11 protein-coding genes are annotated in these 12,305 nt (G+C 45.6%); 1 reads left to right on the top strand and 10 read right to left on the bottom strand.

Features of this window, described 5'->3' with window-relative positions; translation table 11 throughout:
* Nucleotides 1-105: 105 nt before the first annotated feature.
* The 7 genes from ABID29_RS05185 to ABID29_RS05155 all read right to left on the bottom strand — a co-directional run bounded on the left by ABID29_RS05185 (nucleotide 106) and on the right by ABID29_RS05155 (nucleotide 7,962).
* Complete coding sequence (locus ABID29_RS05185; protein ID WP_168548570.1) at nucleotides 106-1,095, bottom strand: lipoate--protein ligase; 990 nt, start codon at nucleotides 1,093-1,095, stop codon at nucleotides 106-108.
* Nucleotides 1,096-1,175: 80 nt separating this feature from the next.
* Nucleotides 1,176-1,577, bottom strand: coding sequence for an HIT family protein (locus ABID29_RS05180; RefSeq protein WP_168548571.1), 402 nt, complete (start codon nucleotides 1,575-1,577; stop codon nucleotides 1,176-1,178).
* 132 nt (nucleotides 1,578-1,709) lie between these two features.
* Nucleotides 1,710-3,470 (bottom strand): dihydrolipoyl dehydrogenase, encoded by a 1,761-nt coding sequence (lpdA, locus tag ABID29_RS05175; protein ID WP_354364893.1) that lies wholly within the window; start codon nucleotides 3,468-3,470, stop codon nucleotides 1,710-1,712.
* 40 nt (nucleotides 3,471-3,510) lie between these two features.
* Complete coding sequence (locus ABID29_RS05170; RefSeq protein WP_354364892.1) at nucleotides 3,511-4,353, bottom strand: glycosyltransferase family 8 protein; 843 nt, start codon at nucleotides 4,351-4,353, stop codon at nucleotides 3,511-3,513.
* A gap of 47 nt (nucleotides 4,354-4,400) precedes the next feature.
* A complete protein-coding gene (locus ABID29_RS05165) occupies nucleotides 4,401-5,804 on the bottom strand; it encodes a dihydrolipoamide acetyltransferase (RefSeq protein ID WP_354364891.1) in 1,404 nt (467 codons plus the stop codon).
* A gap of 97 nt (nucleotides 5,805-5,901) precedes the next feature.
* A complete protein-coding gene (locus tag ABID29_RS05160; protein WP_354364889.1) occupies nucleotides 5,902-6,897 on the bottom strand; it encodes an alpha-ketoacid dehydrogenase subunit beta in 996 nt (331 codons plus the stop codon).
* 99 nt (nucleotides 6,898-6,996) lie between these two features.
* Nucleotides 6,997-7,962 carry a thiamine pyrophosphate-dependent dehydrogenase E1 component subunit alpha gene (locus ABID29_RS05155; protein WP_354364887.1) on the bottom strand — a complete coding sequence of 322 codons (966 nt, stop codon included), beginning with the start codon at nucleotides 7,960-7,962 and terminating at the stop codon, nucleotides 6,997-6,999.
* A 283-nt stretch (nucleotides 7,963-8,245) separates the two neighbouring features.
* On the opposite strand from ABID29_RS05155, the gene ABID29_RS05150 reads away from it, so the two are divergent.
* Complete coding sequence (locus tag ABID29_RS05150) at nucleotides 8,246-8,908, top strand: trimeric intracellular cation channel family protein (RefSeq protein ID WP_354364885.1); 663 nt, start codon at nucleotides 8,246-8,248, stop codon at nucleotides 8,906-8,908.
* Between the two features lie 135 nt (nucleotides 8,909-9,043).
* On the opposite strand, the gene ABID29_RS05145 is transcribed toward ABID29_RS05150, so the two are convergent.
* Genes ABID29_RS05145 through ABID29_RS05135 form a run of 3 tightly spaced genes read right to left on the bottom strand, consistent with a single transcriptional unit; the run spans nucleotide 9,044 to nucleotide 12,160 of the window.
* Nucleotides 9,044-9,736: a methionine ABC transporter permease gene (locus tag ABID29_RS05145; protein ID WP_354364883.1), complete on the bottom strand. Its 693-nt coding sequence runs from the start codon at nucleotides 9,734-9,736 to the stop codon at nucleotides 9,044-9,046.
* Nucleotides 9,736-10,800, bottom strand: a complete 1,065-nt coding sequence (locus tag ABID29_RS05140; RefSeq protein ID WP_354364881.1) for a methionine ABC transporter ATP-binding protein — start codon at nucleotides 10,798-10,800, stop codon at nucleotides 9,736-9,738. Before ABID29_RS05140 ends, ABID29_RS05145 begins: the two co-directional genes overlap by 1 nt.
* The gene (locus tag ABID29_RS05135) at nucleotides 10,793-12,160 is read right to left on the bottom strand and encodes a M20/M25/M40 family metallo-hydrolase (protein WP_354364879.1); all 1,368 of its coding nucleotides are present in this window, start codon (nucleotides 12,158-12,160) and stop codon (nucleotides 10,793-10,795) included. The genes ABID29_RS05140 and ABID29_RS05135 overlap by 8 nt, the downstream gene beginning before the upstream one ends.
* Between the last annotated feature and the right edge of the window lie 145 nt (nucleotides 12,161-12,305).

Here is a 12,305-nt window from a genome sequence, read left to right as displayed (position 1 = left end):
GGAACTGTCCTAAAAGACGTTTTTCAACAAATCCTTTTTGCAACAATTCAAAAACCGCTACTGGCAAAAACCAATTAGCGGCAAGCTATTCTTTTGCGTTTCACGTTAAGCCACAATCGCCTTCGCCACTTCTTCAGTCGTCATGCGTGAGAAGTAATGGCTCGTATCAATCGTTTGCAACTTCGCTAAAACATCCGTATACTCATATCGCGTTCCGATAAGAAGTTGCTCCACATCTGCTACATCCCCGATCCCAAAGAAGTCCCCATAAATCTTAATGGACTCAATGATGGATTTTTCAACCTTGGCAAAGGTCGTGATTTTCCCTGCATCATAACGGACATTACGCTCAATAGTGTACTCCGGTGTCTCTCCAAAGTTCCATTCCCAAGTCCCAAATTTGGTGTCACGGATTTCTTGGATGCGGGCCAATTCATCTTCGTTTAAGACATACTCAGTCATTTCAGGGTATTCTTTTTTCATTTGAGCGAGAATGGCATCGCTGAACTCTTGTACCGTAATCTTTTCTGGCAATTCATTGTTGATGTTGGTCACACGAGCCCGGACAGACTTGACCCCTTTTGACTCGATTTTATCCTTCGATACCTTGAGCGCATCGCCAAGGACGGTCATGTCCACATCAAAGAGCAGACAACCGTGGTGCATCATGCGACCTTTGTAGTAGGCTTGAGCGTTTCCGCAGATTTTTTTGCCATCAATTTCGATGTCGTTTCGCCCTGTGAAATTAGCTTCCACACCGAGATTGGCCAGCGTGTCAATCACAGGCTTGGAGAAGGTTTTGAAGTCAAAAGCTCCCTCGTCTGCTTTATTTGAAATGATGGTGTAGTTGAGGTTGTTGAGGTCATGGTAAACCGCCCCACCACCTGACAGACGACGCACTACATGGATGCCATGCTTGTCGGTGTATTCTTTATTGATCTCAGAAATGGCATTTTGGTGTTTACCAATAATGATGGCTGGCTCATTGATCCACAGGATAAAAATCTCATCTTCATTGACCAGCTCGCGGAAGGCATAGGATTCCAAGGCAATGTTATAGGCTGGGTCATTAGAGTTATTAACAATGTATTTCATGGTGGGCTCCTAAAAATTTAATTCGCTGAAAGCGCTATGTTCATTATACCAAATCTCTGGCTATTATGGAAAAATTAGCCTCATTTTTGGGCTTCAGAAGACTGTTTTAAACGCTTTACAAATCCTGCCTTGTCAAAAGCAACTGCCTCCAGCTGAAGCTGCTCCCAAAAACCATCGTGATCATATCTTGGAATCAAGTGACTATGAAAATGCGTACCACTATCCATCAACGCCCCATTATTAGTGGCCAAGGTCACTCCAAGTACGCCCTTTTCTAACTCAAACTGGCCAATAAGTTCCTTCTGAAAGGCCAACAGATCCATTCCTTCTTCTACCGATAATTCAGCCAAAGCCATCCGGTGCTCCTTCGCGATAACCAAGAGATGCCCCTGCTGAATGGGATCAATATCCCAGACGGCAAAGAAGTGTTTGGACTGGATCACCTTCGCTTCTTCATCTAATGCACAAAATATACAAGCCATCTGACTCTCCTTCCCCTCTTCCAAGATAAGCTTAGCACAGTTTTTCCTTAAAATCTAGTGTTGACTGGTAGATTGTTATCTATAAGTCAAAAATCACCCAGACCTAGGTCTAGATGATTTTATCGTTTAAGCTTACTTGCGTTTTGGTGGGTTGTGGATGGCTACACCAAGCACATCAAGGAAGGCTTCGTACATGACTTCAGAGAAGGTTGGATGTCCATGGATGGATGCAGCAACATCATCCACTGTCAATTCAGCTTCCATGATGGTCGCAGCTTCGTTGATCATGTCCGCAGCGATTGGACCGATGATATGAACACCAAGGATTTCATGGTATTTCTTCTCTGCAATAACCTTAACAAAGCCGTGAGCTTCGCTAGAGGCGATGGCACGACCGTTACCAGTAAAGCTGTTGCGACCGATGAGGATGTTGTCTTTGCCATATTTCTCGATGGCTTGCTCTTCGGTCAAACCAACCATGGCGATTTCTGGGTGTGTGTAAACAGCTGCTGGTGTGAAGTCCAGTTTTGCTTTGTGGTGGTTGCCTTGCATAGCGTTTTCAGCAGCCACTTCACCCATGCGGTAAGCCGCGTGAGCCAACATCTTGGTACCGTTGACATCACCAGGAGCGTAGATACCTGGGATAGAGGTTTCTTGGTAGGCATTGACCTTGATACGACCGCGGTCCATTTCAAGGTTGAGGTTTTCAAGTCCAGCCATCTGTGGCACACGTCCGATAGAGAGAAGGGCTTTTTCAGCGACGACTTCTTCACCATTGTTGAGTTTGATGGTCAACTGGTTGTTGGCTTCAACAATTTCAGAGACACCGACAGATGTCAAGAACTTCATGCCTTTCTTAGAAAGGACTTTTTGAAGCTCAAGAGAGATTTCACGGTCCATACCTGGAATGATACGGTCAGCCATCTCGATAACGGTCACTTCGACACCGTAAGATGCCCATACCAGACCAAGCTCAACACCGACAACGCCACCGCCCATTACAGCGAGTGATTTTGGCATTTCACGCAGGTCAAGGATGTCATCAGAAGTCAAGACAAGCTTAGAGTCGATACCTGGGATGTTGATGCGAGACACTTTTGAACCTGTCGCTAAGATGATAGAGCGACCTTTGATGGTTTCTGAACCGATGGTTACGGTCTTATCAGGGTTCACTTGACCAAGACCATTGAAGATGGTGACCTTGTTGGCTTTCAAGAGACCTTGAACACCACCAGTGAGGGTTTTAACAACGCTGTTCTTGAAGTCAACGGTTTTATCCATGTCAATGGTGTAATTGGTTGAGGCCAAGTTGATCCCACGACCAGCTGCGATTTTCAATCCGTCGAGGATTTCAGCGTTCTTAAGGTAAGTCTTGGTTGGGATACAGCCCACGTTCAAGCAGGTACCACCGAACTCAGATTTCTCAACGATGGCGATTTTGCCACCGAGTTGGGCACCACGGATAGCCGCATAGTAACCAGCAGGACCACCACCAACTACGATGATGTCATACTCGTCAGCTGCCAATTCTGCTTTTGGTGCTTGTGCTGCTTGAGCAGGAGCCGCTGGTACTTCCAGACCTGCTGCCTTGAGATCTGCTTCTGCCTTAGCTACGTCAGCTGCGGCTGGAGCGGATGCTTCTTCGACCACTTCACCTTCAGCGCCGATATAGGCAATAACTTCTGTAACAGGCACCACTTCACCATTGCCACGAACGATTTTCAAGAGAACACCTGAATCTTCTGCTTCCAATTCCATATTGGTCTTGTCAGACATGATTTCAAGTAGGATATCTCCTTCATTCACCACATCACCGACTTGTTTTTTCCACTCGATGATTTCACCTTCTTGCATGTCAACACCGAGTTTTGGCATAATGACTTCTACTGCCATGATTTTCTCCTTTTATTATGATTTAATACTATTCTTATGATCAACTCATTTCAGGACGATTTTTCAATAAAAGATTCTGAAATTCTGTTTGATAATGCTTGTAAATATAATGATATCGTAGAATCCTATCACTCAAGGTTACGAGATAGTGCCAAGGCTTAGCAAAGGTATTGTAGTGCAAGATGACAGCATCTAAAATGTTATCCCCATCCTCTTCATCTCTCATGCAAAAGTAGGTATAGTTATACTGTGTAGAGAATAAGCAAACCTCATCTTGCAAAACAATATTCAAGATGTCTTGATCTCCAAACGACAAGTTAGACCCCTTATCGATAAGTGTTACTAGCATTTTATCGACAAGCCTTCTTTCACGCATGACAGCCAGTTCCAGCAAAAGCACTCCAGAATTGAAATAGCGATCTGATGACAAACCGATTGATTCTGGATAAGGATTGACACTTGTCACTTTTGCCACCTGAGGCACAGCACCTATGCAAGAACCTCTCAAATCGGCCTCATAAAGTGGTAATAAATCCCCACAAATTAAGGTATCTATGTCCAAATAAAGTACTTTCTCAACATCCAGCAACACTTCTGGTAAAAGCAATCGCAAGTAAGATGCTTTAGGTAAAAAATAATTTTCAACTATTATCTCACTGAATAATTCATCGGAAAGTTGGTAGAGCCTTACGGAAACATTAGGAAAAAGTTTTTCTAGGTGTGCAAGATAGATAAGATTTTCTTCTTCTAACCCTTGATGCACAATATGCACTAACAGGATATGTGAAGTATGGTGTTTGCTAATAGAGTAAATCAGCGTCCCTACATATTCAACTAGTTTTTCATCCAAACAGAGCGCGATATGAATCGGTATCTTATCCATCTTAACGCCTTCCTTGAGTTTATAGCATTTATTCAGAAACTATTGATTTAAATCAACAACTCCAATGGGTTCTCAAGCAAGTGCTTGAGGTCCACCATGAACTTGGCACCGTTCATACCATCTACGATACGGTGGTCGATGGTCAAGCACAGTCCCATGATTGGGCGGATTTTCACTTCACCATCCACGACAACTGGGGTTTGTACTGTTGCTGCCACACCCAGAATCGCTGAGTTTGGCTGGTTGATGATTGGGTTGAAGGATTTCGTTCCAAACATCCCCAAGTTGGTGATGGAGAAGGTTGAGCCTGACATTTCGTTAGACTTGAGCTTGCCAGATTGGGCTTTCTTGATGACATCCTTAGACGCTACCACAAAGTCAGACAGGCTCATCTTGTCTGCACCGTGAACCACTGGTACGACTAGACCAGCGTCCAGACCAACAGCGATACCGAGGTTGACGAAGCGGTGGAGTTCAATCTCTTCAGCATTGTTGATGAGAGAGGCATTGAGGTACTCGTGTTCTGGTTTCATGAGGGTACGCACGACCGCCAGACCAATCAAGTCGGTAAAGGTCACTTTGAGACCTGTCTTGTTCATGATTGGCTCAAGGACTTGCTTACGAAGCGCCATGAGGTTGCTCATATCGATGTCGTAGTTAAGCGTAAAGGTTGGTGCTGTCAGGTAAGAGTTAACCATACCTTTTGAAATCGCCTTACGCATCGCAGACATCTTGATGACTTCAACGCCTTCTGGCAATTCCTTGGCTGGTTTTTCTTCCTTAGCAGGCGCTGATGTTTCTGCTGCTTTCGCAGGAGCTGGCGCTACTGCTGCCAAGACATCTTCTTTAGTAATTTTACCGCTTGGGCCTGTTCCTGTAATCGTCGCCAAATCAACACCCTTATCTGCTGCAATCTTAGCTGCAAGCGGTGTTGCCTTAGGTGCAGCACCCTTGAAGTTTTCAACGTCATCTTTGTGGACCCGACCATTTGCTCCTGTACCAGGAACGAGGTCAAGGTCGATACCCAAATCACGTGCTAATTTACGAGCAGCAGGTGTCGCGCGAACTTTTTCACCAGCAGGGCGTTTCACAGCCGCTGGTGCAGGAGCTGCAACAGCTGGTGCTTCAGATTCCTCAGTTGCTGTTACAGGCGCATCGCTGATGGATGGTGACGGAGCTGCAACCACTTGGTTAACTGTTTCAACGGTCTCGCCTTCTGCTCCCAGATAGCCGATAACTTCCGTTACAGGAACTGTCTCGCCATCCCCACGCACAATCTTAATCAGGATCCCTGAGTCTTCTGCCTCAAGTTCCATATTGGTCTTGTCAGACATGATTTCAAGAAGGATATCGCCTTCATTGACCATATCGCCTTCTTGCTTTTTCCACTCGATGATTTCACCTTCCTGCATGTCCACACCGAGTTTTGGCATAATAATTTCAATAGCCATGAGTTTTCCTTTCCTAGTCTTGTTTTTTGCAAAACTTTTCCATCAAACAAAACCATACTGGTCATGCAAGCACGGACCAGTAATAGCTTTCATTTGCTTAACCTTTATTAACCGTCTTTTTAACGGCCGCCTTAATTTTTTCAACGTTTGGCAAGATTGCATTTTCAAGAATAGCTGCGTACGGTACAGGCACGTCTTCGCTAGCCACACGCACAATCGGTGCATCCAAGTAATCAAAGGCTTCGCTTTCTGAAACCATTGCAGCGATTTCACCGATGAAACCACCTGTTTTGTAAGCATCGTTCACCAAGACCAAACGACCAGTCTTCTTAACAGAGTTGATAATCAGATCTTTATCAAGTGGAATCAAGGTACGTGGGTCAACCACTTCTACACTGATTCCTTCTTCTGCCAACTCATCTGCCGCTTGGAGCGCACGCTCAAGCATACGACCGTAAGATACAATTGTGACATCAGTCCCCTCACGCTTGATGTCACCCTTCCCAAGTGGAATGTAGAAGTCTGGATCCAGGGTAACTTCTTCTTTTTTACCGTATTGCGCTTTTGGTTCAATGAAGAGCACGATGTTATCATCCAAAATAGAAGACTTAAGTAAGCCTTTTGCTTCGTTAGCGTTACCCGGAGAAACAACCTTAATCCCTGGAATATGAGTCAACCATGCTTCCAAGGCTTGTGAGTGCTGGGCAGCAGAACCGATACCAGAACCAGAAGCCACACGGAAGGTAACAGGAGTCTTGATACCGCCACCAAACATGTAGTTGTTCTTGGCACCGTTGTTAACGATCGCATCCATGGCAATCGTGATAAAGTCCATGAAGGTCAAGTCAACAATCGGACGAAGGCCTGTGATCGCTGCACCGACAGCAGCACCCGCAATAGCAGCTTCTGAAATAGGTGTATCTTTGACACGCTTCTCACCGAATTCAGCCAACATGCCAACAGAGGTACCAAAGTCACCACCGTAGATCCCAACGTCTTCACCCATCAAGAAGATTTTATCGTCTTTACGCATTTCTTCTGACATGGCCAAGTTAATCGCTTCACGCAAGGCCATTACTTTTGTTTCAGTCATTTGTTTTTAGTCTCCTCAAAGATTTTTAATGTTTTTATTTGCCCGTAGGCGCTCAATAACCAAGCAACCACAAGTTACTACTAGTCGCCTTGTTTTTGCTTATACCCAAACGTCTTCAAAAGCGACAGACAAGTCTGGATCTGGACTGCTTTGAGCAAATTCAACAGCATCTTCAACTTCTTTTTTCACTTGAGCGACAATTGCATCCAATTCTTCATCAGTTGCGATCTTATTGCTGGTCAAGTACTCGCGGTATTTCTTGATCGGATCTTTCAATTTCCACTCATCAACTTCTTCCTTGGTACGGTAAACACCCGCATCCGCAGTTGAGTGGCCAAACCAACGGTAAGATTGCACTTCGATGATGGCAGGACCGTTTCCAGCACGAACGTACTCAACGATTTCCTTCATTTTTTCATAAACCGCAAGGACATCGTTCCCATCTTCTACGTAGTGACCTGGAATACCATAAGCTTCTGCACGCGTGTAAAGGTACGGTGTGTTAGTCGCTTTAGAAATATCCATAGAGATACCGTAGCGGTTGTTCGTAATAAAGAAGATAACTGGCAATTTCCAAGTCGCTGCCATGTTAACAGACTCGTGGAAGGAGCCTTCGTTAGTCGCACCGTCACCCGAGAAAGCAATAACAACATTTTTTGTCCCAGTATATTGCTGAGTAAGAGCAGCACCTGTCGCAAGAGCAAAGCCACCACCAACAATACCATTGGTACCATAGTTTCCTTTTTCGATGTCTGCCAAGTGCATTGAGCCACCACGACCTTTAGAAACCCCAGTCGCCTTACCAGCCAACTCAGCCATCATCTTATTAAGGTCCATATCCTTAGCGATACAGTGACCGTGACCACGGTGAGTTGAGAAGATGATATCATCGTAAGTCAATTCCGCCATAGCACCAACGGCTGCAGCTTCTTCACCAACTGAGAAGTGAGTCATCCCTTGTACAAAGTTACGACGTACCAATTTGTTGAGCGTCAAGTCAACATCGCGGATACGTTGCATTTTGAGAAACATGTCTAAGTGTTTTTCTTTAGAAATAGTTGTCATTTTTTCCTCCAAGGATATTTCTTATACCTTTCTATTCTATTGTTTTTCTTCACAAAGTTCAAGTAATTGAACCATTTTCTACAAACTTGGCGATCCTGCTCTTTTATGTGCTCTTAAGATGTTTTTGATGTGATTTTTTTCACCTACTTCTGATTTTTACAATTTATTTTCACAAAGTTTTCATGTGTTTTTCGGCTAGTGCTTTCTTAATTTTCTGTTATAATTTAAGGAGACTATTAACTGATGAAGAATAGCCAACTTTCCTACAACTGAGGTGTGATCAATGACGTTTGATTTCTTTCTGATGCTCTGCAACTATTTGGGCACCATTGCCTTTGCGGTGTCTGGTACTGCCAAGGGCTTCAAGTACCATCTGGACATCTTCGGCTTCACCCTTTTGGCCATTATCACGGCCTGTGGCGGTGGGATGATTCGCGATATGATGCTCTCAGAAATTCCTGCTGCTCTCCTGGACCCGACTCCGATTTACCTGTCCATCATCGTTTCTCTCTTGATGTATGTCTTTGTGATTCGGGACATGGCAGAGAAACCTCGGAGCATTCGCCTCCATTCACTTTTAACCTTGACTAACCTGGCTTTTGATGCGATTGGTCTCGTTATCTTTGCCCTTATCGGGGCGACCAAGGGTGTCGAAATCGGTCTTAATCCCATGGCTTCTGGCATTCTTGCCACCCTGACCGGTGTTGGGGGAGGGATTATCCGAGACCTTCTGGTCAATGAAGTCCCAGTCGTTTTAAAGGCAGATGTCTATGCCGTCTTGGCTTTTGGAGCAGGCCTTAGTTACCACCTCCTTGTGGTCAATGCAAAGCTCCCTGCCATCCCTGTTTATCTGACACTCTTTGTTATCTGCCTCATCATCCGTCTTCTGGTCATCCGCTACAAGGTCAATTTACCTGGTTTAACAGAAAAGACATCCGCTCAGTAGAAACTAGATCGATGGGCAGAATTGATTTCCTTGCAATGCAAGAACTCCCTGTCAAAATGCAAAAGACTTGAAGTCACTGTTAAGCCTCAGTGATTTCAAGTCTTTTTATACTTCATCTCCTATGATACGATGCTACTAGCGATGGCTGATCTTACGAGTCAGGAAGTCCCCGATAAATTGAATGGTGAAGATGAGGAGTAAAATCAAGATGGTCGCTACTAAAGTCACATCCTCCCGGCTGAGGTTAAAACCGTAAGCCACTGCTACCGTCCCTAGACCTCCTGCTCCAATAGCTCCAGCCATGGCTGTCTCACCAACTAGGGAAATCAAGGTCACCGTTGACACCCGAATCAAGTCAGGCAAGCCTTCCCTCAAATAAACTAAAATAATATCCCAAAGGTTGGCACCGCTGGCTTGCGCAGCTTCAATGACACCACCATCCAGTTCCGCCAAGACGACCTGGACCTGACGGGCAAAGAATGGAAAGACCGCTAAGGACAAAGGCACAATCGCTGCCGTCGCCCCCAAACGGGTTCCAACGATCGCCCGTGTCACAGGCGAAATCAAGGCTAGCAAAATGATAAATGGAATGGCACGAAAGACTGAGACCACCTTGTCCAAAACCTGGAAAACCCACTTATTAGAAATAACCCCTCTTGGCCCTGTCAATACTAGGAAGAGGCCTCCCAAGAGCCCCATGATTCCTCCAATGATAAAGGAAATCACGGTCATATAAAGCGTAGCATAAATGGCAGTCCCCCAGCCCGCTTGACCATCCCAGCCCATCTTAATCACATTGGGCATATTTTCTTGTAACCAGGCCATCATCAGCTAAGTCCCTCCTTTAAAATTGTTACGCCTACACTGGCAAGCTTAAGCGCTTGAGTCGCTTGGTAGACACTCTCGTCTGTCCCTGATAAGATCACAATCATCTCTCCTACAGGGGTATCTGCCAACATTTCAATAGTAGCAAACAAAATATTGGCCTTCACATTGAAGCGCTCATGGATCTCATTCAAAATAGGCTCATCCGTTGTCGCCCCAGCATACTTGAGCAAGACCAGTTGGCTTCCCTGAGGAAGGTTTTGAACGACATCCTGCCGCTCAATCTTGGCTAAAGCTTCATCGATTCCTGTAGCCGTCTTGATGAAATCTTGGGTCAGAGGTTCCTTGGGATTTGAAAAGATATCCAAGACAGACCCCTCTTCAATCAGGCGGCCATTTTGCATAACTGCTACGCGATTGGCAATATCTTTGACAATCTGCATCTCATGGGTAATCAAAACGATGGTAAGTCCCAATTTCTCATTAAGCTCTTTTAAAAGGGCTAAGATTTGCTTGGTTGTTTTAGGGTCAAGGGCAGAAGTTGACTCATCCGAAATCAAGATCTTAGGATCGTTGGCTAAAGCCCTAGCAATCGCCACCCGCTGTTTTTGCCCACCAGATAATTGAGCCGGATAATTGTCCGCACGATCAGAGAGCCCCACCAAGTCCAGCAACCGAGCTACCTTAGCCGCCTTTTCTTCCTTGCTCAAGCCAGAATGCTTGAGGGCAAAAGCGACATTTTCAGCAGCGGTTGACTGGGCCATGAGGTTAAAATGCTGGAAAATCATCCCGATTTCCCGGCGTTTGGCACGAAGCTCTGCCGGTTTTAAAACTTCTTTTTGATCGTATAAGACATCCCCGTCTACGGTAATCTTACCTGCAGATGGTACCTGCAAGAGATTGATGACCCTTACTAAGGTCGACTTTCCCGCACCTGAATAGCCGACAATCCCATAGATATCACCTTGGTCAATATGGATAGTCACGTCCTTGACCGCTTCAATCTGGCGTTTCTTCTGCTGAAAGGTCACATCAATTTTGTCTAAGGCTATCATTAGCTTACTCATAACTTGCAATCACTCTTTCTATCAATTCAATGTGGCTATAGTAATCCGATAAGCGAATATTTTCATCGCCTCCGTGGTCTCTGCTTTTTTCATGTCCCAACCCAAATCCAGCAATCGGAACCCCTAAAGCTTCAAAAACGGTGTGCATCGGGCCAGTTCCTGGAGAGGTCGGCAAAACAGCTACCCCATCAGGTTCATAAGCCCTAGCAACATCTATCAGTTGCTGAATGGCTGGCGCAGACATATCACTGCGATAACTCATCTCTCCTAGGGTCTTCTCCACCACTACTTGATGAAACCCACTGCGAGACAAGTGCTGTTTAATTGTATCTAAAACACCGTCTGGTGTCAATCCCGGTACTAGACGAACCTCCATCTTAGCAGAGGCCTTGGACGGCAGGATAGTCTTAACCCCTTGTCCCTGATAGCCCGTTTCCAAGCCCTGGATATTGATCGAAGGCTCAAAGAAGAGTTGCTTCAAGAAAGCCCTGCGGTCAGCCTTCAACAGTGGCAAAGTCAGGCCATAGACCGCGGTCACCCCTTCTGGGCTGCGTTGGGCATAGGTTTCTACCAAGGCCAGTTCACGCTCAGTCGGCTCAAGAGCTGAATCCGCCAGGCCATCTACCAAGATTTCCCCCCAAGGACTCCTCAAACTGGTCAAGGCCTGCACCAGGTACCAGCTCGCCGATTCAATGACACCACCAAAGGAAGAATGAATATCCACCGCTGCAGAATCTACAGATAGATTGAAGGTGACAATACCCTTGTTGCCCCCTGAAAATTCTAACTGCCCTTGGTCATTTCGGATACCCTGCTCCCAGACCAAAAGGTCTGCACCAGCTAATATTTCCCGATACTTGGCCAAGTACTTGTCCAGATCAACGGAAGCAGACTCCTCAGCCCCTTCCATGATGAAGATGATATTGACCGGCAAATCCCCATGTTGGTCCAAATAACGGACCACTGCAGAAAGCCGAGCCGTAATATGGCCCTTGTCGTCATCCACGCCACGTCCGTAGGCAAAGCCATCTCTAACCGCCAAGGTAAAAGGATCACTGGTCCAGGGCTGGTCATCATCAGCAGGCACCGTGTCGTAGTGGTTGTAAAAAATAATGGTCTTGGCGTTTGGCCTACTAGAAGCAAACCGTGCCAAAACAAAGGGAACTGCATAACTCTCATCCAAGACAACATCCGCACCAGCTGCCTCAAACACCTCCTTCAGATAATGGGCCACCTCACTCAGTCCAATCTTCTGCGCAAAAATAGACTTCTTGGCAATCAACTCTCCCAAGACTTCAAAATACCTTTGGCTGATAGCATCTGCCTTAAAACGTTCTAACAATGCTTCTTCTCGTGACATGATCTTTCCTCCCTGGAATACTTACCGATTCTTTCACAGATCCTTAGGTTTACCAACTGTGAGCAATGACTGACTGCCGATTTCTTTGTAAGAGCTGAAATGTGCTCCTTCAACTAACTACAGTTCGATTTTCACTAGAGTCCAA

This window comes from Streptococcus rupicaprae, assembly GCF_040545225.1.
GTDB classification, from domain to species: domain Bacteria; phylum Bacillota; class Bacilli; order Lactobacillales; family Streptococcaceae; genus Streptococcus; species Streptococcus rupicaprae.
This window is presented reverse-complemented; position numbering and strand designations above follow the sequence as displayed.